General features: G+C 72.0%; 18 protein-coding genes. 11 read left to right on the top strand and 7 right to left on the bottom strand.

Features of this window, described 5'->3' with window-relative positions:
• Positions 1-151: 151 nt before the first annotated feature.
• Both AB0P35_RS24285 and AB0P35_RS24280 read right to left on the bottom strand, forming a co-directional pair.
• Positions 152-1333, bottom strand: a complete 1182-nt coding sequence (locus AB0P35_RS24285; protein ID WP_363514085.1) for a glycosyltransferase — start codon at positions 1331-1333, stop codon at positions 152-154.
• 115 nt (positions 1334-1448) lie between these two features.
• Positions 1449-1886, bottom strand: coding sequence for an SRPBCC family protein (locus AB0P35_RS24280; RefSeq protein WP_363514082.1), 438 nt, complete (start codon positions 1884-1886; stop codon positions 1449-1451).
• Positions 1887-2009: 123 nt separating this feature from the next.
• Here AB0P35_RS24280 and AB0P35_RS24275 point away from each other — a divergent pair, with 123 nt between their 5' ends.
• A complete protein-coding gene (locus tag AB0P35_RS24275; RefSeq protein WP_363514079.1) occupies positions 2010-2903 on the top strand; it encodes a HipA family kinase in 894 nt (297 codons plus the stop codon).
• A gap of 70 nt (positions 2904-2973) precedes the next feature.
• On the opposite strand, the gene AB0P35_RS24270 is transcribed toward AB0P35_RS24275, so the two are convergent.
• The 3 genes from AB0P35_RS24270 to AB0P35_RS24260 all read right to left on the bottom strand — a co-directional run bounded on the left by AB0P35_RS24270 (position 2974) and on the right by AB0P35_RS24260 (position 8069).
• Entirely contained in the window at positions 2974-3318 is a 345-nt protein-coding gene (locus AB0P35_RS24270) for a hypothetical protein (RefSeq protein ID WP_363514076.1), read from the bottom strand.
• Between the two features lie 132 nt (positions 3319-3450).
• Positions 3451-4938: a S8 family serine peptidase gene (locus tag AB0P35_RS24265; RefSeq protein WP_095872680.1), complete on the bottom strand. Its 1488-nt coding sequence runs from the start codon at positions 4936-4938 to the stop codon at positions 3451-3453.
• 209 nt (positions 4939-5147) lie between these two features.
• Complete coding sequence (locus AB0P35_RS24260) at positions 5148-8069, bottom strand: glycoside hydrolase family 48 protein (protein WP_363514073.1); 2922 nt, start codon at positions 8067-8069, stop codon at positions 5148-5150.
• A 289-nt stretch (positions 8070-8358) separates the two neighbouring features.
• Between AB0P35_RS24260 and AB0P35_RS24255 the strand changes: the two genes are divergently transcribed.
• Positions 8359-9864, top strand: a complete 1506-nt coding sequence (locus AB0P35_RS24255; protein WP_363514202.1) for a cellulase family glycosylhydrolase — start codon at positions 8359-8361, stop codon at positions 9862-9864.
• Between the two features lie 23 nt (positions 9865-9887).
• Here the strand turns inward: AB0P35_RS24255 and AB0P35_RS24250 are convergent, their stop codons facing one another.
• Together AB0P35_RS24250 and AB0P35_RS24245 are read right to left on the bottom strand one after the other, a co-directional pair.
• Complete coding sequence (locus AB0P35_RS24250) at positions 9888-10964, bottom strand: amidohydrolase family protein (RefSeq protein WP_363514070.1); 1077 nt, start codon at positions 10962-10964, stop codon at positions 9888-9890.
• Positions 10965-10967: 3 nt separating this feature from the next.
• A complete protein-coding gene (locus tag AB0P35_RS24245) occupies positions 10968-12293 on the bottom strand; it encodes a glutamine synthetase family protein (RefSeq protein WP_363514067.1) in 1326 nt (441 codons plus the stop codon).
• Between the two features lie 194 nt (positions 12294-12487).
• Here AB0P35_RS24245 and AB0P35_RS24240 point away from each other — a divergent pair, with 194 nt between their 5' ends.
• From AB0P35_RS24240 to AB0P35_RS24200, 9 genes are all read left to right on the top strand, one after another.
• Positions 12488-13129 (top strand): helix-turn-helix domain-containing protein, encoded by a 642-nt coding sequence (locus tag AB0P35_RS24240; RefSeq protein ID WP_363514064.1) that lies wholly within the window; start codon positions 12488-12490, stop codon positions 13127-13129.
• Between the two features lie 40 nt (positions 13130-13169).
• A complete protein-coding gene (locus AB0P35_RS24235; RefSeq protein ID WP_363514061.1) occupies positions 13170-14669 on the top strand; it encodes an MFS transporter in 1500 nt (499 codons plus the stop codon).
• A 450-nt stretch (positions 14670-15119) separates the two neighbouring features.
• The gene (locus tag AB0P35_RS24230; RefSeq protein WP_363514058.1) at positions 15120-16895 is read left to right on the top strand and encodes a 3-hydroxybutyryl-CoA dehydrogenase; all 1776 of its coding nucleotides are present in this window, start codon (positions 15120-15122) and stop codon (positions 16893-16895) included.
• A gap of 272 nt (positions 16896-17167) precedes the next feature.
• Positions 17168-18070, top strand: a complete 903-nt coding sequence (locus tag AB0P35_RS24225) for a TetR family transcriptional regulator (RefSeq protein ID WP_363514055.1) — start codon at positions 17168-17170, stop codon at positions 18068-18070.
• 371 nt (positions 18071-18441) lie between these two features.
• Complete coding sequence (ccrA, locus tag AB0P35_RS24220; protein WP_363514052.1) at positions 18442-19779, top strand: crotonyl-CoA carboxylase/reductase; 1338 nt, start codon at positions 18442-18444, stop codon at positions 19777-19779.
• Positions 19779-21797, top strand: coding sequence for a protein meaA (locus AB0P35_RS24215; protein ID WP_095872687.1), 2019 nt, complete (start codon positions 19779-19781; stop codon positions 21795-21797). Before ccrA ends, AB0P35_RS24215 begins: the two co-directional genes overlap by 1 nt.
• 23 nt (positions 21798-21820) lie before the next feature.
• A complete protein-coding gene (locus tag AB0P35_RS24210; protein WP_095872688.1) occupies positions 21821-22780 on the top strand; it encodes a CoA ester lyase in 960 nt (319 codons plus the stop codon).
• A gap of 30 nt (positions 22781-22810) precedes the next feature.
• Complete coding sequence (locus tag AB0P35_RS24205; protein WP_095872689.1) at positions 22811-23314, top strand: MaoC family dehydratase; 504 nt, start codon at positions 22811-22813, stop codon at positions 23312-23314.
• 157 nt (positions 23315-23471) lie between these two features.
• On the top strand, positions 23472-24674 hold the full coding sequence (locus tag AB0P35_RS24200) for an acyl-CoA dehydrogenase family protein (RefSeq protein WP_095872690.1): 1203 nt from the start codon (positions 23472-23474) through the stop codon (positions 24672-24674).
• The last annotated feature ends 82 nt before the right edge of the window (positions 24675-24756 follow it).

The raw sequence follows: 24756 nt of genomic DNA, 5'->3' as shown, positions 1-24756 counted from the left end.
ATCGCCGTTGTCACTGCGGCGAGTTGACGTGCCGTGTCATTCCACCTGCTCATTCGTCGGACTGTCGGACGGCTCGTACGCGGCGCCCCCGACCCGGCGGCGGCTGCGGACCCGGCAGCGCCCGCGAGGGCTCCCACAGTCGGATAAACGATCAGAATCCCTGGGGGACACGGAAACCGGGCCGCCCGAGCGGACGCACGGGCAGCACTCCGCGGTACACCGCCTCGACCTGCTCGACCGTTCGGCGCACGTCGTGCCGGCGGACGACATGGGCCCGGGCGAGCGCGCCGCGATACGCACAGAGGTCCGGATCGGCGAGTTGCCCGGCCAGGCGTTCGGCCAACGCGACGGCGTCCTCCGGCGGCACCGGGGACGCGGCGGCATCCTCCGGCGGAAGACTCTCGCGGGCGCCGGGCACATCGGTGAGCAGCACCGGACGGGCGGCGGCCATCGCCTCCAGCGGGGCCAGCGCCATGCCCTCCCAGCGGGAGGGCAGCACCACCACGTCCGCGGCGGCCAGCCAGGGCCGCGGATCGGACACGCCGCCGGCCAGCAGCACCCGGCACGGTCCGGGCAGCGCGCGCACCCGCTCGGCCAGCACGGCCTCGTCCGGGCCGCCGCCGACCAGGGCCAGACCGGCGCCGGGCACCGCATCGGCCACCCGCGGCCAGGCGTCCAGCAGCACGTCCTGGCCCTTCTGGCGGCACAGCCGGCCGAGGCAGACCGCCAGCGGCGCGTCCGGGTCCAGGCCGGCGGCGGCCAGGCCGAGCGCGGCACGGGCAGCCCGGCGGGCGGCGGCGTCCGCGGCCGCGTGGTGCTCCACGTCCACCCCGTTCGGGACCACCTGCCAGGCGGCCGCGATCCCGGCGGCGGCGCCGTCGGCCCGCTCCTGCTCGCTCACGCAGAGCAGCGCGTCGGCCCACCGGGCGGCGTGCCGCTCCCAGCGCCGGGTGGCCCGGGCCATCGCCCCGTCGACGGCGGCGAACGACCAGGCGTGCGGCTGGAAGACGGTGGGGACGGCGCCGCGCACCGCGAGCCGCCCGGCCAGCCCGGCCTTGGCGCTGTGCAGGTGCAGCACGTCCGGCTCGGCGGAGCGCACGATCCGGCGCAGCCGCCGCACCTCCCCCGCAGTGGCCGGTCCGGGCGCGCGCCCGGCCGGCCAGTCCAGCAGCTCCGCGCCGGCCGCGGCGGCCTCCGCGCCGAGCCGGCCACCGGGCGGACAGGCCAGCAGCACCCGGTGGCCCGCCGCGCGCTGGCCGCGGACGAGGTCCACCACCACCCGGGCCACTCCGCCGTCGACCGGCTGCGCGGCATGAAGGATCGTCAGATACACGGCCGCGAGCCTAGGTTGGGGCAGAGGCCGACGCCCCGGACGTCACTCGTCCCGGGGACGGGGCACCACCCGTACGGCGCGGGCGGCCCGAACGGGTGTACGGATTGTCGTACGGTTACTCGACCTCGGTGGAGAGCCGGTCGAGCAGCCCGCCGTGGATCCGGTTGAGGCCCTTCGGGGCGAAGGTCCGCTCGAAGAAGCCGCCGATACCGCCGGCGCCCTGCCAGGAGGCGTCGACCACGACCTTGGCGCCCTCGCCGGCCGGGGTGACCGTCCAGGTGATCACCATGCTGGAGTTGGCGTCCGTCTCCACCAGGGTCTGCGGCCGCGGCTCGGTGACGGTGAACAGGCAGTCCCGGACCCGCTTCTCGGTGGCCTGCAGCCGCCAGTGCACCTGGGTGCCGGCGCCGGTGCCGCCCGCACGGACCTCGTACTCGCTGTACTGCTCGGGCAGCAGGCGGGGCCGGACGGTGGCGTAGTCGGCGAGCGCCTCGTACACCCGCTGCGGGGACGCCTGGTAGACCCGCTCGGTGGTGGCCTGGACCTTGCCCATGGGGGCTCTCCTTCACTGGACTTCGCCGCCGCCGCTCGGGATGGCGGCCGATCGCGCCCAAGCCAACCACACCCGTCCCGCCGGACCCGCGACTCACCCCGGGTCCGGGTTAGGCTTGCCGGTGTGCTCGATCAGGTGACCGCCCTCCGCTACCTCGATCCGCTGCGCGCCGGCGGCTCGGTGCCCGGTGTGGTGGAGACCGACGACCTGGGCACCTACGTGGTGAAGTTCACCGGCGCGGCGCAGGGCCCGAAGGCCCTGGTGGCCGAGGTGATCGTGGGCGAGCTGGCCCGCCGGCTGGGGCTGCGGGTCCCACCGCTGGTACTGGTCGACTTCGACCCGGCGGTGGCCGCGCACGAGCCGGACTCCGAGATCCAGGACATCCTCCGTGCCAGCGCCGGGCTGAACCTCGGCATGGACCTGCTGCCCGGCGCCCGCGACTTCACCCCCGGCGCGACGCCCGTGGACCCGCTGGAGGCCGGCCGGATCGTCTGGCTGGACGCGCTGACCGGCAACGTCGACCGCACCGTGCACAACCCCAACCTGATGGTCTGGCACCGGCGGCTCTGGCTGATCGACAACGGCGCCGGGCTGATCTTCCATCACCGCTGGTCCGGCGCGGCCGCCTCGGTGCTCAAGCCCTACCCGATGAGTGCGCACGCACTGGGCGCCTACCGGCCCGCGGTGGCCGACGCCGACGCCGAGTTCGCCCCGCTGGTCACCGAGGACCTGTTGCGCGAGGTGGTCGGCCTGGTGCCGGACGCCTGGCTGGTCGACGAGCCCGGCTTCGAATCGCCGCAGGCCCTGCGGGACGCCTACGTCGCACACCTGGCCGAGCGTGCGGCGGGCTCCGCCGTCTGGCTGCCGACCGAGTTCGCGACGGCCGACGAACTGCGGGCGGCCGAGGAACGCCGCGCCGCGGCCACCCTGGCAGCCCGCCCGGCCTGGCTCAAGCAGGTGCCGAACCGCCACGGCCTGGCCAAGGTCGAATCGGACTGGACCCGCCACATCGGCTGACGGGTGAACCACTGGGGGCGCCGGGGGCACCTCCCGGCCGAAGGCTGGGGGCGGAACTGAGTGGTGTCCCCTAGTACAGCGGCGGCACGGGTTCGGCGCCGGCCGCGAGCAGCAGGCCCTCGGCGAGGGTGCCGCAGAAGAGGCAGAACGCCACCAGTGCGGCCCGCTCCAGGGGGTCCAGCCGGCGTACCCGCGGTGTCGCGAGCAGCAGCCCCGCGGCGGCCAGCCCCGCCAGCGGGCCGCCGAGCACCAGGAGGCCGGCCCACAGCCACTCCCCCGCTCCGGCCGCGACCGAGCCACCCATGCCGAAGCAGACGCCGATCGCCAGCAGCAGCAGTCCCGGCACCGCGACCACCAGGCTGCCCGCGAGCACCAGCACCGCGCCGGCCCTGCGCCGTCCGTCCACCCCGACCACCGTCCCCGCTCCGTCGGCCCCCGACATCGAGGGTCGCCGGAACGGCCCTGCCCCGCCTGAGTACGGATACTCGGGCGGGGCAGGGGAGTTCGTCCGTCGTTCAGCAGGTCGACGCCCTGTGCGTCACGGACGTCACAGGCGCCACCAGTCGGCGGCCTTGGCGGCGTTCACGATGCCCGCGCCGTAGAAGCCGTTGGTGTGGCCGGAGCTCTCGCAGACCGCCTTCCAGGCGCCGTCGCCGCTGGGGTCGAAGGTCGCCGGGCAGGTGTGGTCGTCGGCCTGGTGCTGCAGCATGGCGCGGAGCTCGTCCGGGCCAGCCCACGGGTGGGTGCTGGCGAGCAGCGCGGCGACGCCCGTGGTGTGCGGGGCGGCCATCGAGGTGCCCTGCATGTAGGCGTACTTGTTGCCGCGGACGGTGGACAGCACCCGGCCGTTCTTGTCGGGGGTGTCCGGCAGCTGGTACCGGGAGTCGCCGCCGGGGGCCGCGACGGTGGCCTTGCCGAGGCCGTAGCTGGAGTAGAAGGACTTGTCGCCCTTGTCGCCGACCGAGGTGGTCACCACGATGCCGGGCAGTTCGGTCGGCAGCGAGAGGCAGTTGCCGTCGACCGGCCGCGGGGCGGGGGTGGTGTCGTCGGGGCTGGTGGTGTCGGTGGTCTTGTGGGCGAGGTCGATGTTCTCGTTGCCGGCGGCGGCGACGCTGAGCACGCCGTTGCGCTGCGAGAAGGCGACCGCGCGCTTGACCGCGGTGACGATCGCGGCCTGGTCGGGGTCGGTCTTGCAGTTGAACAGCCACGGGTCGATGTAGTAGCTGTTGTTGGTCACCTGGAAGTGGTGCTCGCCCGCCCACACGAAGCCGCAGATGGCGTACTCGGGGTAGATGAAGCCGCCGTCGTCGACCACCTTGACCGCGGCGAGCCGCACGTTCGGTGCGATGCCCTCGATGCCCTTGCCGTTCTTGGCGGCGGCGATGGTGCCGGCCACGTGGGTGCCGTGGTCGCTGGTGGTGGGCTGCCAGGACTGCCAGGTGGTGTCCGCCTTGCCGCCGTTGATGCAGGAGGCGGAGAGCGAGGCGTCGACGTTGGCCGCGAGGTCCTCGTGCGTGGCGTCGATGCCGGAGTCCAGGACGCCGACGACCACCCGGCGGCTGCCGAGCGTCTTCTCGTGGGCCTTGTCGACCCCGATCTTTCGCATGTCCCACTGGTTGGCCCAGAGCGGCTCGGAGCCGTCGGCGGGCGCGGCGGCGGGGACGGCTGCCGGCTCGGCGACCTCCACGTCGTTGCTCTGGACGATGCCCGCGGTGCGGCTGGCGCCGACCGACTCGACGGTCTTCGACGCGCGGAGCTTGGTGGCGAAGTCCTTGTCGGTGGAGCGGGCGACGACGACGCCGATCTCGTCGTAGGAGACGACCACGGTGCCGCCGAGGGCGGCGATCTCCTTTTCCGCCTTCTTGACCTGGCCGTGGTTGGCCTTGGTGTTGACCACGTAGCTGAGGAGCGGGCCTGGCGCGTCCGCGGCACCGGCCGCGGCGGCGGTCCCCGTGGGCAGCGCGATCGCGCCCGCGGTGGCGAGGGCGAGGCCCAGCGCCGCCGTCCTGGTCCGGCGTATCCGAGGAACACTCATAGGGGTTGACCCTCCGGAGTCTCGAAGTGTGCCCCGCTGGTGGCGGTGACACGTGAGGTGGACCGGACGCTATTGAACGTGCGTGGTGATCCGCAAGAGCACGGGCACGAAATGTGCACAACAGCGGTGCCCGGCCCGCTGTCAGTCGGGCCGGGCACCTGTCCTGTTCGCTCCGTCGGTCCGCGCCGGGCCGAAGCCCGGCGGGTGCGTCAGGAGTTGAAGAGCTCTCCGTAGGTCGCGAGGGCGGTCGCGATGTCCGCCTGGGCCCAGAAGCGGTGGTACGTGAAGGTCGGCGCGGCGCCGCCGTCCAGGTAGGCCTGGACCTTGGCGAAGGCCGGGTCGTTCTTGTAGAAGGAGCGGATCGACAGGAAGGTGGACGCGGAGTTGATCGCGTCACCGTTGGGCATGGTGCCCGTCCAGCCGGACGGGACCGAGACCGAGTCCTTGAAGCGGCTGTAGTCGGTGCGGGTCTCCGGGACGGAGATGCCCAGCGCGTCCTGGTTGTTGGCCCACATGCCGTCCAGCAGCTTCTGCGCGGCGGTCTTCGCCGCGGCGTTGCCGGACTTCGCCGCGTAGTAGGACAGCAGTTTGGCGTAGGAGCCCGCCACACCGACGTCGCTCGTCTGGTCGACCACGGTCACGTGCAGGCCGGTGTTGCCGCCGGGCGCACTCGCGTTCCAGGTGTCGGGCTTGCCGCTCCAGGCCAGCGTGGACGGGATCTTGAAGGTTCCGTCGCTGCCGAACGTGGTGTTCGCCAGCGCCCAGGTGACCCACTTGTCCAGGACGGCCTTGGCCTTGCTGTCGCCGCTCGCGTAGTAGTACTCCGCGAGCCGCTCGACGCCCCAGGCCTGGAAGCCGAACCACTGGTTGGACGGCGGGTCGTGGTAGACCGGCGCCTCGTCGTAGTACATCCCGTAGAAGGTGGGGGTGCCGGCGGGCGGAGTGCCGTAGGCGCCGTCCCAGCTGTTGGTGGCACCGCCCGCGATGGCGCCCTCGCTGGACTGCAGCCACTGCAGGAACTCGACCTGGCGGCCCAGGCTGGTGGTCCAGTCGGTCTTGCCGGTGGCCGACTTGGGCGCCATGGCGGTGTTGTTGACGAGGGCGTAGGCGGCCATCGGGTTCTGGTAGCCGCCGTGCGCGGCGCTGTCGCCGATGCGCCAGGCCCAGCCGGCGCTGCTGTCGGTCGCGCCGCCCCAGGCGTAGTACCAGGACAGCAGGTAGTGCTCGCTGGTCTTGCCGGAGCCGGCCGCGCAGACGGTCGGGCCGACGCAGTTCCCGATCTTCTTGAAGTACTTGTCGAAGAACGAGTAGCGCAGGTAGTCGCCCATCTTGCCGGCCTTGGCCACGGCGGGCGCGACCTGCGCGCCGTTGCCCTGGGCCTTGGCCCAGGTGTCCGCCCAGTAGGCGGCCTGGATGGCGCGGGCGTCGGCGTCCGGGGCGTCGGTGAACTTCCACTGCTTGGCGTAGGACGCGTCCTTGACGAACAGGTCCAGGTAGCCGTTCTTGCCGCCGTAGGCGAACTTGTCGCAGGTGGGCTGCGGGATCGTCTCCCAGACCGACTCCTGCGGGCCGCGCTGGTAGGTGTTGATGTAGGACGGTCCGGTGTCGGTCGGGCCGGCCTCGCACTTTCCGGGCGCGTTGCCATAGCCGTACACGTTGTCCACGTCCTGCAGCCAGTGCATGCCGTAGATGTCGTCGGTGCCGTAGGCGGACTTCAGCTCCGCGGCGATCGGGTCGTTGCCCGGGGTGACCGAACTGTCCATCTGGGACGGATAGTCGCTGGGCAGCGGGTGCTCGGGGGCGTAGGTGGCCGGCTTGTTCGCGTTGTAGAAGCTGTTGGTGGGCTGGTCGGCGTGGGTGGGGATCATGTACGTCTCCATGAGCGTCCACGCCGCGTTGAACTTCGACCAGTCCTTGGTCACCCGGCCGTACTGCGCCTCCAGCCACAGCAGGTAGCTGTAGGCCTCCGAGGTGGTCTCGTGGCCCTGGTCCGGCGCCTCGACCAGCAGGGTCTCCACCGAGTGGTAGGGGATGCCCTCGGGCGAGAAGTAGCCGTTCGCCGGTGCCTTGATCTTGTCGTACAGCTGCAGGAAGCGGTCGTCGTAGACGCCCGTGCCGGCGGCCAGTTCGGTCACCGTGACCACCGAGGCGGTGTAACCGGTGGCGGTGGAGGTGAAGTTCGCCGAGCCGGTGGACGTCGCGTCGGCCGCCAGGGTGACGGTCTGCGCGGTGGACCAGTTCGACGGGGTGAAGGTCAGCGTGGCACCGGAGCTGATGGAGAGTCCGGTGTTCCCCGAGCTCCGGGTGGTGGTGACGGTGACGTTGCCGGTGGGCTGCGAGGACAGCTTCAGCGCGAAGCCGCCGGTCTTGCCCTGGGTCACCGACAGGGTGGTGGGCACCGCGGTGATGGACGGCCCGGCGGCGACGGTGATGCCGGCCGGGGTCGACTCGCTGGTTGCGCCGAGGCTGTCGTACGCCTTGGCGTAGACGGAGTGGCTGCCGGAGGAGGCGCCCGTCCAGCTGAAGGTGTACGGCGCGGCGGTGGCGGTGCCGATCAGCGTGGTGTTGTCGTAGAACTCGACCTTGCTGATGGTGGCGCCGTCCGCCGCGGTGGCGCTCGCGGCCAGCGGGACGGCCGCGCCGGCCGGGTAACTCGCGCCCGCGGAGGGGCTGGTGAGCGCGACCGCGGGGGCGGCGTGGGCGCCGGTGCAGCCGGTGCCGTTGACCGCGAACGAGGTCGGCGCCGCATTGGTGCCGCTGTACGAGAAGTTGGCGCCCGCGGTCACCGACTGCCCCGCGCCGATGGTGCTGGCCCAGGCCGGGTTGGTGACGCTGACGTTCTTGCCGGACTGCGACCAGGTGCCGTTCCAACCGGTGCCGGAGAGCGTCTGGTTACCGGTGTAGGCGTAGGTGAGGTTCCACCCGCTGATCGTGTCGGCACCCTTGTTGCTGATCTTCACGTTCGCCGTGAAGCCGGAGCCCCAGTCGTTGGTGCTGTAGTCGACGGAGCACTGCAGGGCGGCGGCGGAGGCGGGGTTCGCGACCATGGTGGTGAGGCCGGCCGCGAGCACGGCGAGCGCCACGCCGAGTGTGGACACACGGGTGGTGCGGGAGGTGGTGGGGGGTGACATCACGGCTCCTGAAGGTGGGGGAGATCGACGGCGAGGCGGCGATGCACGGCTCTCGCTTCAGTACGCGGATCTGTGGGAGCGCTCCCAAGAATGAGGATGGGTTAGAGGCATGTCAAGAGACTGCGCAGCAGACAGGCTTGGCAACTCCCGTACCGATGGCTATGTTTCAGCCCGGGCCTGTGGGAGCGCGCCCATGACCCACTCTCATCGAGGAGCGGACATGTCCCTCCGCACCACCGCCCTGGCACTGGGGTCGGCACTGGTCGCCACCGCCGCCGCAGGGCTCGCCATGGTCGGCCCCGGCACCGCCGCGGCCGCCACCACCGCCTGCACGGTCGACTACAGCACCAACGACTGGGGCTCCGGCTTCACCGCCAATGTGAAGATCAACAACCTGGGTACCACCGCGGTCAACGGCTGGACGCTGACGTACACGTACACCGGCAACCAGACGCTCTCCGGCACCGGCTGGAACGGCACCTGGTCGCAGTCCGGCAAGAACGTCACCGTCACCAACCCGGCCTGGGCGACCAGCATCGGCGCGGGGCAGTCGGTGACCGCGGGCGCCAACTTCGCCTACAGCGGCGGCAACGCGGCCCCCACCTCGTTCGCCCTGAACGGCCTCGCCTGCACCGGCACCGGCCCGACCCCGTCGGGCTCCCCCAGCGCCTCGGCCTCCCCCAGCACCTCAGTGCCCCCGAGCGCCTCGGCATCCCCGAGCAGCTCCGCCTCCCCCAGCAGCTCGGCCTCGCCGAGCAGTTCGGCGTCCCCCACCGCCGGCACCGGCGCCCCGTCGCTGCACGTCTCGGGCACCTCGCTGGTGAACGAGGCCGGCACGCCCGTCACCCTGCACGGCGTCAACCGCTCGGGCACCGAGTTCATGTGCGTCCAGGGCTACGGCTTCTTCGACGGCCCGGTGGACGCCGCCGCGATCGCCGCCATCAAGAGCTGGCACGCCAACGCCGTCCGCGTCCCGCTCAACGAGGACTGCTGGATCGGCACCGGCAACGTCAAGCCGGAGTACGCCGGCGCCAACTACCGTGCCGCGATCAAGGGCTGGGTGGACGCGCTGCGCAACGCCGGGCTCACCCCGATCGTCGAGATGCACTGGAGCCGCGGCCAGTACACCGGCAACTCCTCGGGCTGCTCCGACGTCAACGCCACCTGCCAGAAGCCGATGCCGGGTGCCAACGCGGTGCCGTTCTGGCGCTCGGTAGCGGACACCTTCAACGACACCGACCAGGTGGTCTTCGACCTGTTCAACGAGCCCTACCCGGACCGCTCGGAGTCCTCCACCACCCAGGGCTGGCTCTGCTGGCGCGACGGAGGCAGCGCCTGCCCCGGCATCCCGTACCAGGTCAGCGGCTTCCAGACGCTGGTGAACACCGTCCGGGCGACCGGTGCCGAGAACGTCATCATGCTCGGTGGCCTGGCCTACTCCAACGACCTCGGCCAGTGGCTGACGTACCGGCCGACCGACCCGACCGGCAACCTCGTGGCGGCCTGGCACGTGTACAACTTCAACACCTGCTCCAGCGTCTCCTGCTTCGACTCCACACTGGCCCCGGTGGCCGCCGAGGTCCCGCTGGTCGCCGGTGAGATCGGCGAGAACACCTGCAGCCACGGCTTCATCGACCAGGTGATGGCCTGGCTGGACGCCCGGAAGCTCGGCTACCTGGGCTGGACCTGGAACACCTGGGACTGCAGCTCCGGCCCGTCGCTGATCAGCGACTACGACGGCACCGCGACCACCTTCGGCGCCGGCCTGCGCGACCACCTCCGCGCCATCGGCTGACCGCACGCGACGCCCGCAGGCTGTCAGATCCCGTACAGCCGACGGGCGTTGCCGTGCCCGAGCATCTCGGTGACGCGCGCGGCGTCCGCTGCGGTGCAGTCCCCGGCCGCCTGCCAGCCGTCCAGCACCGCGGCGAGCGCCCGCCGGAACTGCGCCACGCCGACGGGGTACAGCTCGGGCAGCCCGTAGGCGTCGGTGGAGAACAACACCTTGCCGAAGGGCGCGAGTTCGAGCACCTCGCCGAGCACCGCGGCGGCCCGCGGCCCGGTGTACGACAGGGTCAGCCCGACGTCCACATGGACGTGCGGGAAGGCCTGAGCCAGCCAGGCCGCCTGCCGGTGGTACGGGTAGCCGTGGAGCAGCACCAGTGGCACGCCGTCCGGCTCCACCGCGCGGACGAAGTCCACCAGCAGCGCCGGGTCGGCCCGGTGCAGCCGCAGGTCCGGGTCGCCGAAGCCGGTGTGCAGCTGGATCGGCAGCCCGAGGCCGACGGCCGTCCACAGCAGGTGGCGCAGCAGCACCGGATCGGTGATCCGGCCGTCCGGGCGGGCGCCGGCGGCCCGCACCACCTCGGAGCGGGCGGGCGGGTCGCCCGGGATGTCCAGACCGGCGCGGTAGGCGAGCACCGACTTCACCGCGACCGCCTCGGCGCAGGCCCCGGCCAGCGCCTCGGCGACCGCGTCCGGCCAGTGCGGCGCGGGTGCGCGGACCCCGGCGGCCACCGCCTCCAGCCGCACCACCTCGTGGGGCCGTGCCCCGGCGAGGGCGGCCAGGTCGGCGGGCGGCAGCAGCGGACGGCCGTCGGCCTCGGTGAGTCCGGTGTCGACCAGCAGGTCGGCCAGGCCGGCCCCGGCGAGCATCCGGGCGGCGGCCTCCGCGGCGCCCGCCTGCCGGCGCGCCGCGAGGTAGTCGGCCGGCTCCGCCAGGGCGGGCAGGCCCAGCAGTGGCGGGCACCAGCGGCGGACGGCCAGCCCGATCGCGCTGTCGAAGGGCGAGGTGCCGGGTGCGGGTGGCCGGTCCGACTCGGTGATCAGCGCCCCGAACGCGGCCTCGTCCAGGTCGGCGACGACGACGCCGTGGCAGTGGTGGTCGACCAGCACCGGTCAGTACCGCCGGAGGGTGGCCTCGACCAGCTGCCGCGCGTCCAGCCCGGCGAAGCGGGCGATCTCGGCCTCGCGGACGTCCAGCACCGCGCGGTAGAGCTCCTCCCCCATCGCCGTCCGCAGCGGGGCGCAGGCGCGGAAGGCGGAGAGCGCGGCGGCCGCCCCGTGCGGCAGCCGTTCGACCCCGTGTGTGCGGGCCGGGTCGCCGGTCACCTCGGGTGGCAGCCGCAGGCCGGCGTCCAGCCCGGCGAGGCCGGCCGCGAGCGTGCCGCCGACGGCGAGGTAGGGGTTGGCGGCCGCGTCGAAGCACTTCACCTCCGCGTTGGCCTGGTCCGGCGCGGAGCCGGTGATCAGCCGCAGCGCGGCCTCCCGGTTCTCCAGACCCCAGCAGCGGTACGGGCCGGCCCAGCGGCCGGGCACCAGGCGCAGGTGGCTGGCCGGGCTCGGCGCGCCGAGCACCAGCAGGGCGGGCAGTTCCTCCAGGACGCCGGCGAGGAAGGACTCCGCCTGCGCGGTGAGGCCGTGCGGGCCGGGTCCGTCGGCGTGCAGGTTCCGCCCGTCCTGCCAGAGGCTGAGGTGCAGGTGGCAGCCGTTGCCGACGCCGTCGGGCGCCACCACCGGGGCGAACGAGGCGCGCAGCCCGTGGTGGGCCGAGACCGCCCGGACGGTCTGCCGCACCAGCAATGCGGTGTCGGCGGCCCGGACGGGGCCGTCAGCGGCGACGGAGACCTCGAACTGGCCGGGCGTGTACTCGGGGTGGATCTGCAGGACGGCGAGCCGCTGCGCCTCCAGGGCGCGGAGCACGTCGCGCAGGTAGTCGGAACGCTCGACCAGCCGGTCCATGCCGTAGGCGGCGCCGCCCTCCGGTGCGCCGTCCCGGTCGACGACCCACTCGATCTCGAAGCCGGCCCGCACCGCGAGTCCGCGGGCGGCGAGCGCCTGCTCGGTGCGGCGGGCGAACCAGCGCTGGCAGCCGGGGTGCGGGGCGCCGTCCTGGCGGCGGCGGTCGACCGGCGCCCAGGCCCAGCCGGGCTGGGCGGCGAGCGGCACCAGCGCGTCGAGGTCGGGGACGAGGCGGAGGTCGCCGACCGGGCCGCCGCCGGGGGCCATCGAGTCGTCGGCGAGGAAGGAGTCGAAGCAGGGGGAGGCGCCGACGCCGTACCGGACGGCGTGCGGCAGGCGGGCGACCGGCACCGCCTTGGCCCGGGTCACGCCGGCGTTGTCCACCCAGCCGAGGGCGAGGGCGTCCACCCCCGCCCCGGCGAGTTCCGCGGCGGCCTCCTCGGCCCGTTCCACCAGCTCGTCCCTGGTCTGCGCGCTGCCCATGGGCCCATGCTGCCGCCCGCGGCGGCCGAGGTGGGGGACCGCCCCGCGGTGGGGCCGCCCGGGGAGGGTGAATCAGCCATTTCCCGAACTGTGGCGCAGGTCACACCGGAGGGGGAATTTCCGGGGACCGACTCCCCGTTTAACCCGGTGTTCGCACAAACGGGGAACGAGTCCCCGGAAGGGAAGGGAGTCCGATGACCACCGTCAGCGCCAAGCCTGCCGGCCAGCGGCTCCGTGCGGACGCCAGCCGCAACCGCGCGCGGATCATCACCGCCGCCCGCGAGGCGATCGTGGAGCACGGCGCGGACGCGCCGCTCGACGAGATCGCCCGCAGGGCCGGGGTCGGCAACGCCACGCTCTACCGTAACTTCTCCGACCGGCGCGAGCTGCTGCACCACGTCACCCTCTCGGTGCTGACCCGGGTGCTGGAGCACGCGGAGGCCGGCCTGACGGATCCGGACGCCTTCGAGGGCCTCGCCCGGTTCACGCACGCCGCCGCGGACGAGCGCATCGGCGCGCTCTGCCCGATGCTCTCCGACCACATCGACCACGACGACCCCGAGCTGGAGAGCGCGAGGCTGCGGCTGAGTGCCGCCGCCGCCGAGCTCATCGCCCGCGCCCACGCGAGCGGGCAGCTGCGCGCCGACATCGGGGTCGGCGACTACTTCCTCGGCGTCACCCAGCTCACCCGCCCGCTCCCGGGCACCGGATGCCTCGATCTCGACCAGTTCGTCCATCGCCACCTGCAGGTCTTCCTGGACGGCCTGCGGGCCCCGGCGACCTCCGTACTTCCCGGCCGTGCCGCGTCCTTCGAGGACCTCAAGCGCGCCGACTGACCGACCCGACCACACGCAACGCACGTTAGTGGGTACCCCCATGTCCGAAACCGGCCTCCAGGCCGATCCGCGCCGATGGAAGGCACTCGTCTTCATCGGCCTGGCCCAGCTGATGGTCGTCCTCGACGCGACCGTCGTGAACATCGCGCTGCCCTCCGCGCAGCACGACCTCGGCATCTCCGACGGCAACCGCCAGTGGGTGATCACCGCCTACGCGCTGGCCTTCGGCGGCCTGCTCCTGTTCGGCGGCCGGATCGCCGACCTGTGGGGCCGCAGGCGGACCTTCATCATCGGCCTCACCGGCTTCGCGCTGGCGTCCGCGATCGGCGGCGCCGCCGTCAACACCCCGATGCTGCTCGGTGCCCGTGCCCTCCAGGGCGTCTTCGGCGCCCTGCTCGCCCCGGCCGCGCTCTCGCTGCTCGCGGTGATGTTCACCGAGGCCAAGGAGCGCGCCAAGGCCTTCGGCATCTACGGCGCCATCGCCGGCGGCGGCGGTGCCATCGGCCTGATCCTGGGCGGCCTGCTCACCGAGTACCTGAACTGGCGCTGGACCTTCTACGTCAACATCCCGTTCGCCGTGGTCGCGATCCTCGGCGCGGTGATGGTGATCCGCGAGCCGGTCGGCAGCCGCAACCGCAACCGCCTGGACATCCCCGGCGTGCTGCTGGTCACCGGCGGCCTGGTCTCCCTCGTCTACGCCTTCACCCGCGCCGAGTCGGACGGCTGGTCGGCCGGTATCACCGTCGGCCTGTTCGCCGCCGCCGCCGTGCTGCTCGCCGCGTTCGCCGTGGTGGAGAGCAAGGTCTCCGCGCCGCTGCTGCCGATGCGCGTCATCACCGAGCGCAACCGCGGCGGTGTCTACCTGTCGCTGGGCCTCGCGGTGATCGGCATGTTCGGCCTGTTCCTGTTCCTCACCTACTACCTGCAGGTGGTGCTCGGCTACAGCCCGGTCACCAGCGGCCTCGCCTTCCTGCCGATGGTGGCGGGCATGATCACCGGCTCGACCCAGATCGGCGCCCGGCTGATGACCCGCGTGCCGCCGCGCTACCTGATGGTGCCCGGCTTCCTGGTCGCCTCGCTGGGCATGCTGATCCTCACCCAGATCGACGTGAACAGCTCCTACCCGGCGCTGATCCTGCCCGGTCTGATCCTGATGGGCCTCGGCATGGGCACCGCGTTCATGCCGGCGATGAGCATGGCCACGCACGGCGTCGAGCCGCGCGACGCGGGTGTCGCCTCGGCCATGGTCAACACCTCGCAGCAGGTCGGCGGCGCCATCGGCACCGCGCTGCTGAACACCATCGCGGCCAGCGCCACCACCGCGTACCTGACCTCGCACGCCAAGGACGGCGCACCGAAGCAGCTGCTCCAGCTGCAGGGCATGGTGCACGGCTTCTCGACCGCGATCTGGTGGTCCTTCGGCATCCTGGTGCTCGCCGCCACGGTCGCCGCAGTCCTGATCAACACCGGCCGTCCCGAGGTCCACGCGACCGCCGAGGGCGCGGCCAAGGAGGACGCCGTCCCCGTGATGGCGCACTGACCCCTCCCGTTCCACCGCAGCGGCCCGCCGGGTTCTCCCGGCGGGCCGCCGTGCTTTCCCCGGCCGGTTCCGCTCCGCGCGGCACTCTTCCTACTCGGCGGTAACTCCGCTACAGTGACCGGCACGCACCAGCGCCGGGCCTCGGGAGCCGCACCGGCGTGGTCGGCGCCGCGGCATTGCGCGGACGCCCCGGTGCGGGTGTCCCGGCCCTCGCGGCCGTCTTCTCCCTTCAGCAGTTCAGTGCCGTCCGTCCTTCTCTCGGCGCGCCTGAGCATCTCGGCACATCCGCGGCACGACCGGAGCGGACCGGTTCGTGCTCCGCGGGGCCGCCCCGCCTTCCCGCACACCCGCGCAGCCACACCCTCCTCCGGCGTGCCCCGGCCGCCGCTCGCCGTCGAGCGGCCGGCCGCGCCCGAGCGCTGCGCGGGCCCATGACAAGGAGTCAGGACAATGGAGCGTCCCTTCCCCACTGTCGCCGTGGTCGGTCTCGGCACCATGGGTGCCGGCATCGCCGTGGCGATCGCGAAGAGCGGCCGACGGGTGCTCGGCATCGAGGCCGACGCCGACGCCGCGGTCCGGGCCCTGGCCCGGATCGAGGAGGCCACCGCGCACGCGGTGCAGCGCGAGCGGCTGACCGCCGAGGAGCGCACCGCGCTGCTCGCCCTGATCACGGTCGGCGACCGGCTCGACGCCGCGGCCGCCGCCGACCTGGTGATCGAGGAGGTGCCCGAGCAGCTGGAGCTGAAGCGGGAGATCTTCGCCGAACTGGACCGCATCTGCCCGCCGGAGACGGTGCTGGCGACCGGTACCACCGCACTGTCGGTGACCCGGATCGCGGCCGCCACCGCCCGCCCGGAGCGCGTGCTGGGCCTGCACTTCTTCAACCCGGTGCACACGATGAAGCTCGTCGAGGTCGTGCGCACCGTGCTGACCTCGCCGCAGGCCGCCGAGGACGCCGCCGCCTTCGCCCGCGACCTGGGCAAGGAGCCGGTCGCGGCCGGCGACCGGGCCGGCTTCATCGTCAACGGCCTGCTCTTCGCGTACCTCAACCAGGCCGCCGCGATGTTCGAGTCGCGGTACGCCACCCGCGAGGACATCGACGCCGCCATGCGGCTCGGCTGCGGCCTGCCGATGGGCCCGCTGGCGCTGCTCGACCTGATCGGCATCGACACCGCCCGCACCGTGCTGGAGGCGATGTACGAGCAGTCGAAGGACCGGCTGCACGCGCCGGCCCCGATCCTCGGCCAGCTGGCCGCGGCGGGCCTGCTCGGCCGCAAGTCCGGCCGCGGCTTCTACAGCTACGAGGCGCCCGGCTCCTCGCGGGTGGTCGCCGAGGCTTCGGCCGCGGCAGGCACCCGGGTCGCGGGCCGGACGGTCGCGAGCATCGGCGTCTGCGGCTCGGGCACCATGGCCACCGGCATCGTCGAGGTCTTCGCCAAGTCCGGCCTGCCGGTGCTGCTCGCGGCCCGCAGCCAGGAGAAGGCGGACCTCGCCAAGGCGCAGCTGGCCAAGTCGCTGGAGCGCTCGGTCTCCCGGGGCCGGCTCAGCGCCGAGGCGCGGGACGCGGCGCTGGCGCTGGTCACCCCGACCGGCAGCTACGCCGACCTGGCCGGGGTGGACCTGGTGGTCGAGGCGGTCGCCGAGGACCTGGAGGTCAAGCGCGAGCTGTTCGCCACCCTGGACAAGATCGTCAAGCCGGGCGCGGTGCTCGCCACCACCACCTCCAGCCTGCCGGTGATCAGCTGCGCGACCGCGACCTCGCGGCCGCAGGACGTGATCGGCATGCACTTCTTCAACCCGGCGCCGGCCATGAAGCTGGTCGAGGTGGTCTCCACGGTGCTCACCGCGCCGGACGTCACCGCCACCGTGCTTGAGCTGTGCGCGAAGGTGAAGAAGCACGCGGTGGAGTGCGGCGACCGGGCCGGCTTCATCGTCAACGCGCTGCTCTTCCCGTACCTGAACGACGCGGTGCGGATGCTGCAGGAGCACTACGCGACGGTGGACGACATCGACACCGCGATGAAGCTCGGCTGCGGCTACCCGATGGGCCCGTTCGAGCTGCTGGACGTGGTCGGCCTGGACGTCTCACTGACCATCGAGCAGGTGCTGCACCAGGAGTTCCGCGAGCCCGGCCTGGCTGCCGCCCCGCTGCTGGAGCACCTGGTCGCGGCGGGCTGCCTCGGACGCAAGACCGGCCGCGGCTTCCGCGACCACGCGCGGCGCTGACGCGCCGCGGGCCGCCGCCGGCCGTCCCCGGCGGGGGCGGCGGCCCGCCCGGCACATCCGACCGAACAGCCGCCTCGCAGCAAGGAGTCGCCATGAACACCGAGCCCGGAGGCAGACTGCCTCGGAGCAATGTCGCGCCGACCGCCCGGCCGGCCTGGAACCAGGGCCAGCTGCCGCCCCGCTGGCCGCGGCCCGCCGTGGTGCCGCCGGCCGCCCCGGTCCGACGGGCGCGGCCGGCCGGCGCGGTGCCCGGGGCGTGTAGCGTTCCGGGCATGGATCGGGAACAGTCAGCCGTGCAGCAGCCGTCCCGCGCACCGCTGGACGGCGTCCGCCCCGAGGGCGGCCAGGGCGGCCGGCGGGCCGCGGCGCAGCGCCGGCAGATGCGCCAGGAGCTGGCGGCGGCGGCCATGGACCTGTTCGCCAACCAGGGCTACGAGGAGACGACGGTCGATCAGATCGCCGCCGAGGCGGGCGTGGCGCGGCGGACCTTCTTCCGCTACTTCCGGTCCAAGGAGGAGGCGATCTTCCCGGACCACGACGACACCCTGGTCCGGGTGGCCGACCTGCTGGCGAGCGCCCAGCCGGAGGAGCACCCGCTGGACGTGGTCTGCCGCGGCATCAAGGAGGTGCTGCGGATGTACGCCTCCACGCCGGGCGTCTCGGTGGCGCGCTACCAGCTGATCCGGCAGGTGCCGGCGCTGCGCGAGCGGGAGATCGCGGTGGTCGCCCGGTACGAGCGGTTGTTCACCCGCTACCTGCTGGGCCGCTTCGACGCGGTCGAGCAGATCCCGCCGGGCTGGCAGCGCGGCGGGGACGACGACTCGATGCTGGCCGAGGTGTCCGCGGCGGCCGTGGTGGCGGCCCACAACCACGTGCTGCGCCGCTGGCTGCGGGCGGGCGGCCACGGGGACGTGGAGGCGCAGCTGGACCACTCCTTCGAGGTCATCCGGGGCACGTTCTGGGCGACCCCGCCGAGCGGTGTGCGACGCCGTGGCACTCCCGTGGCACCCGGTGCCAGTGGTGACACCGGGTCGGCCCTGGAGGACGCGGCGGTGAGCGCACTGAGCGCCAGCCCCGGCGGTGAGGTGCTCATCACAGTGGCCCGCACCGACGCCCCGCTGGACCTCGTCCTGGACTCGATCAAGTCCGCCCTGAGTGGCGCCCGGACGGTCTGATCCCGGCGTTTCAGCAGGTCAAGAGCGTTTCGAAGGCCCGTCCCCGCAGCCCGGGGGCGGGCCTTCGCGCATGTCGCACCGGGCCGCCTCGAACAGCGATCCACATCACTCGAACTGATGACACCCGGTGTCTTTACGAGTGGCACAGGGTGCCACTACCTTGTTACCCACCAGTCGCGGCGCCGCGGCTCCCCACCTCGGCGCGCCGCGTCCGGCGTCCCCAGACCTCGGGGGCACGTACGACCTCGGCGACACCACATCCGTCGCAGACAGTCGACCACCCACCCACAGACCCTCAGCGAAGCCGGTGTCCGCTCCCGGCTCCCCCAGACGCCCTGTGCCCTCACACAGGTACGCCTTCGGAGGCAGCCATGAACGAAATCCTCGACGCGATCCTCAGCTCCGACAGCACCTCGGCGGACTTCGCCGCGATCAAGCTGCCGGAGTCCTACCGGGCGGTGACGCTCCACAAGGACGAGGAGCAGATGTTCGCCGGCCTCGCCAGCCGCGACAAGGACCCCCGCAAGTCCCTCCACCTGGACGAGGTCCCCCTGCCGGAGCTCGGCCCGGGCGAGGCCCTGGTCGCCGTCATGGCGAGCTCCGTCAACTACAACACCGTGTGGAGCTCGATCTTCGAGCCGGTCTCCACCTTCGGCTTCCTGGAGCGCTACGGCCGTCTGTCGCCGCTGACCAAGCGCCACGACCTGCCGTACCACATCCTCGGCTCGGACCTCGCGGGCGTCGTCCTGCGCACCGGCGCCGGCGTGAACGCCTGGAAGCCCGGTGACGAGGTCGTCGCGCACTGCCTCTCGGTCGAGCTGGAGTCCCCGGACGGCCACAACGACACGATGATGGACCCGGAGCAGCGCATCTGGGGCTTCGAGACCAACTTCGGCGGCCTCGCCGAGATCGCCCTGGTGAAGACCAACCAGCTGCTGCCCAAGCCGAAGCACCTCACCTGGGAGGAGGCCGCCTCCCCGGGCCTGGTCAACTCCACCGCCTACCGCCAGCTGGTCTCCCGCAACGGCGCCGGCATGAAGCAGGGCGACAACGTGCTGATCTGGGGTGCCAGCGGCGGCCTCGGCTCCTACGCCACCCAGTACGCGCTGGCCGGCGGCGCCACCCCGATCTGCGTGGTCTCCAACGACGCCAAGGCCGAGATCTGCCGCGCCATGGGCGCCGAGGCGATCATCGACCGCTCCGCCGAGGGCTACAAGTTCTGGAAGGACGAGAACAACCAGGACCCGCGCGAGTGGAAGCGCCTGGGCAGCAAGATCCGCGAGTTCACCGGCGGCGAGGACGTGGACATCGTCTTCGAGCACCCGGGCCGCGAGACCTTCGGCGCCTCGGTGTACGTCACCCGCAAGGGCGGCACCATCGTCACCTGCGCCTCCACCTCCGGCTACATGCACCAGTACGACAACCGCTACCTGTGGATGTCGCTGAAGCGCATCGTCGGTTCGCACTTCGCCAACTACCGCGAGGCGTTCGAGGCCAACCGCCTGGTCGCCAAGGGCAAGATCCACCCGACCCTCTCCAAGGTCTACTCCCTGGAGGAGACCGGCCAGGCCGCCATCGACGTGCACCACAACAAGCACCAGGGCAAGGTCGGCGTGCTCTGCCTGGCCCCCGAGGAGGGCATGGGCGTCCGCGACCACGAGCTGCGTGCCAAGCACCTGCCGGCGATCAACCGCTTCCGGAACATCTGATGGCAGATCGCGACCGTCCGTGGCTGATGCGGACCTACGCCGGGCACTCCACCGCGAGCGACTCCAACGCGCTCTACCGGCGGAACCTGGCGAAGGGTCAGACGGGCCTGTCCGTCGCCTTCGACCTGCCCACGCAGACCGGCTACGACTCGGACCACGTCCTCGCCCGCGGCGAGGTCGGCCGGGTCGGCGTCCCGGTGGGCCACGTCGGCGACATGCGCACCCTGTTCGACGGCATCCCGCTCGAGCAGACCAACACCTCCATGACGATCAACGCCACCGCGATGTGGCTGCTGGCGCTCTACCAGGTGGTCGCCGAGGAGCAGGGCGCGGACATCGCCAAGCTCACCGGCACCACCCAGAACGACATCGTCAAGGAGTACCTGTCGCGCGGGACGCACGTCTTCCCGCCCGGGCCGTCCGTCCGGCTGATCACCGACATGATCGCCTACACGGTCGCGAACATCCCCAAGTGGAACCCGATCAACATCTGCAGCTACCACCTGCAGGAGGCCGGGGCCACCCCCGTCCAGGAGATCGCGTACTCGATGTGCACCGCGATCGCCGTCCTCGACGCCGTCCGCGACTCCGGCCAGGTGCCGGCCGAGCGGATGGGCGAGGTCGTCGGCCGGATCTCCTTCTTCGTGAACGCGGGCGTCCGCTTCGTCGAGGAGATGTGCAAGATGCGGGCCTTCTCCCGGCTCTGGGAGAAGGTCACCCGCGAGCGCTACGGCATCGAGGACACCAAGCAGCGCCGGTTCCGCTACGGCGTCCAGGTCAACTCGCTCGGTCTCACCGAGGCCCAGCCGGAGAACAACGTCCAGCGCATCGTGCTGGAGATGCTCGCCGTCACGCTGTCCAAGGACGCCCGCGCCCGCGCCGTCCAGCTGCCCGCGTGGAACGAGGCCCTCGGCCTGCCCCGCCCGTGGGACCAGCAGTGGTCGCTGCGAATCCAGCAGGTGCTGGCCTACGAGTCCGACCTGCTCGAGTACGGCGACATCTTCAACGGCTCCACGGTGGTCGAGGCCAAGACCGAGGAGCTGCTCGCCGGCGCCGAGGCCGAGATCGCCAAGGTGCTGGAGATGGGCGGGGTCATCCCGGCCGTCGAGTCCGGCTACCTCAAGTCCAACCTGGTCGCCTCGCACGCGGCCCGCCGCGCCCGGATCGAGGCCGGCGAGGACAAGATCGTCGGAGTGAACTGCTTCGACACCACCGAGGAGAGCCCGCTCACCGCGGACCTCGACACCGCGATCATGGTGGTGGACCCGGCCTCCGAGCGCTCCGTGCTCGCCGGCCTGGAGAAGTGGCGCGCCGCGCGCGACGAGGCGGCCGCGCAGACCGCCCTGGAGCAGCTCAAGGCCACCGCGACGACCAGCGACAACCTGATGCCGGCCACCCTCGCCTGCGCCCGCGCGGGCGTCACCACCGGCGAATGGTCCTTCGCGCTGCGCGAGGTGTTCGGCGAGTACCGCGCCCCCACCGGCGTGGGCGGCGCCCCGGTCGCGGTGGCGGCCGAGGCCGGCGGCGAGCTCGCCGCCGTCCGCGAGGCGGTCGCCGCAACGGCCGCCGAGCTCGGCACCGGCAAGCTCCGCCTGCTGGTCGGCAAGCCGGGGCTGGACGGGCACTCCAACGGCGCCGAGCAGATCGCCGTCCGGGCCCGCGACGCCGGCTTCGAGGTGGTCTACCAGGGCATCCGGCTCACACCGGAGCAGATCGTCTCGGCGTCCGTCGCCGAGGACGTCCACTGCGTCGGCCTGTCCATCCTCTCGGGTGCCCACCCCGAGCTGGTGCCCGACGTCCTGCAGCGGCTGCGCCGCGCCGGGGTGGAGGATGTGCCCGTGATCGTCGGTGGCATCATCCCCGCTGCGGACGCCGAGGCCCTCAAGGCCGCCGGTGTCGCCGCGGTCTTCACTCCGAAGGACTTCGGCATCACCACCATCATCGGCCGGATCGTGGACGAGATCCGGCTCGCCAACAGGCTCCAGCCGTGGGCCGCGACCACCGCCGCGACCAGCTGACCCCGGAAGGACGAACCACCCCCATGACCGTGAACCGCCTGCGCCCGCGCCGTTCCTGCCTGGCCGTACCCGGCAGCAACCCCCGCTTCCTGGAGAAGGCCCAGGGCCTGCCCGCCGACCAGGTCTTCCTCGACCTGGAGGACGCCTGCGCCCCGCTGGTCAAGGAGAGCGCCCGGCACAACATCGTCGACGCCCTGAACAACGGCGACTGGGGCAACAAGACCAAGGTCGTCCGGGTCAACGACTGGACGACGCACTGGACGTACCGCGACGTCATCACCGTCGTCGAGGGCGCCGGCCCGAACCTCGACTGCATCATGCTGCCGAAGGTCCAGGACGCCGAGCAGGTCAAGGCACTCGACCTGCTGCTCACCCAGATCGAGAAGACCATGGGCTTCGAGGTCGGCAAGATCGGCATCGAGGCGCAGATCGAGAACGCCAAGGGCCTGATCAACGTCGACGCGATCGCGACCGCCTCGCCCCGGCTGGAGACCATCATCTTCGGCCCGGCCGACTTCATGGCCTCGATCAACATGAAGTCGCTGGTCGTCGGCGAGCAGCCGCCCGGCTACGACGCGGACGCGTACCACTACATCCTGATGCGCATCCTGATGGCCGCCCGCGCCAACGACCTGCAGGCCATCGACGGCCCCTACCTGCAGATCCGCAACCAGGACGGCTACAAGGCGGTCGCCCGCCGCGCCGCCGCCCTCGGCTTCGACGGCAAGTGGGTGCTCCACCCGGACCAGGTCTCCGCCGCGAACGAGATCTTCTCGCCCTCGCAGGAGGACTACGACCACGCCGAGCTGATCCTCGACGCCTACGACTGGTGCACCTCCGAGGCGGGCGGCGCCAAGGGCTCCGCGATGCTCGGCGACGAGATGATCGACGAGGCCAGCCGCAAGATGGCCCTGGTCATCGCCGGCAAGGGCCGCGCCGGCGGCATGGAGCGCACCTCCAAGTTCGAGCCCCCGCAGGCCTGACCCTCCCCCTCTTTCTTCTAAGGACACCCCATGCAGTTCGGACGCACCTACGAAGAGTTCGAGGTCGGCGCGGTCTACAAGCACTGGCCCGGAAAGACGGTCACCGAGTACGACGACCACCTCTTCTGCCTGCTCACCATGAACCACCACCCGCTCCACATGGACATCAACTATGCGGAGAACACGACGGACTTCGGCAAGAACGTCGTGGTGGGCAACTACATCTACTCCCTGCTGCTCGGCATGTCCGTCCCGGACGTCTCCGGCAAGGCGATCGCCAACCTGGAGATCGAGTCGCTGCGCCACGTCGCCCCGACCTTCCACGGCGACACGATCTACGGCGAGACGACCGTCCTCGACAAGTGGCCGTCCAAGTCCAAGGACGACCGCGGCATCGTCTACGTCGAGACCAAGGGCTACAAGCAGGACGGCACGGTCGTCTGCATCTTCCGCCGCAAGGTGATGGTGCCGACCGAGACGTACATCAAGGAGCGCGGCGGCGAGCAGCCCGGCCGCCCGACTCCTGCTTCCTGAGACCCCGGACGGGTAGGCCGCCGTCATCGGCCTCACCCCACCCCGGCCCGGGGGCCCTGCTGCCGCAGCCACGCCGGCAGGGCCCCCGACAACGACTTCCCCGACAGCCACGGCTGTCTCTCCCCCACCCTCACGCCTTCAGATAGGGAGCCGCACGATGGGACGCCTCGCACAGACCGACGGCCTCACCGAGATCCAGCGGGACATCCTCGCCACCGTGCGGGACTTCGTCGACAAGGAGATCATTCCGGTCGCGACCGAGCTGGAGCACAAGGACGAGTACCCCGCCGCCATCGTGGAGGGGATGAAGCAGCTCGGCCTGTTCGGCCTGACCATCCCCGAGGAGTTCGGCGGCCTCGGCGAGTCGCTGCTGACCTACGCCCTGGTGGTCGAGGAGATCGCCCGCGGCTGGATGTCCGTCTCCGGCATCGTCAACACGCACTTCATCGTCGCCCACATGATCAACGCGCACGGCACCCAGGAGCAGAAGGAGTACTTCCTGCCCCGCATGGCCGCCGGCGAGATCCGCGGCGCCTTCTCGATGTCCGAGCCGGGCCTCGGCTCCGACGTGGCGGCCATCTCCACCAAGGGCGTCAAGGACGGCGAGTTCTACGTCCTCAACGGCCAGAAGATGTGGCTGACCAACGGCGGCACCTCCACCCTGGTCGCGGTCCTCTGCAAGACCGACGAGGGCGGCAGCACCCCGTACAAGAACATGACCACCTTCCTGATCGAGAAGGAGGCCGGCTTCGGCCCGAACCCCAAGGTTCCCGGCCTGACCGTCCCCGGCAAGATCGAGAAGATGGGCTACAAGGGCGTCGACACCACCGAGCTGGTGCTCCAGGACGTCCGGATCCCGGCGAACCGCATCCTCGGCGGCGTCCCGGGCAAGGGCTTCTACCAGATGATGGACGGCGTCGAGGTCGGCCGCGTCAACGTCGCCGCCCGCGGCTGCGGCGTCGCCCGCCGCGCCTTCGAGCTGGGCATCTCCTACGCCCAGCAGCGCACCACCTTCGGCAAGAAGATCGCCGAGCACCAGGCGATCCAGTTCAAGCTCGCCGAGATGGCCACCAAGGTCGAGGCCGCGCACCAGATGATGGTGATGGCCGCCCGCAAGAAGGACAGCGGCGAGCGCAACGACCTCGAGGCCGGCATGGCGAAGTACCTCGCCTCCGAGTACTGCAAGGAGGTCGTGGAGGACGCCTTCCGCATCCACGGCGGCTACGGCTTCTCCAAGGAGTACGAGATCGAGCGTCTGTACCGCGAGGCCCCGATGCTGCTCATCGGTGAAGGTACTGCGGAGATCCAGAAGATGATCGTCGGTCGCCGGCTGCTGGAGGAGTACAAGCTCGCCGACTGATCCGGCCGATCCCCGACTTTCCGCATGGTCGGGCCAGGGCGTGCGGGCCCGGTCCGACCCCCTGCCGCACCGGTTCGGCCTG

The sequence above is a fragment of the Kitasatospora sp. NPDC085879 genome (assembly GCF_040686255.1).
In the GTDB taxonomy this organism is placed as follows: Bacteria; Actinomycetota; Actinomycetes; order Streptomycetales; family Streptomycetaceae; genus Kitasatospora.
This window is presented reverse-complemented; position numbering and strand designations above follow the sequence as displayed.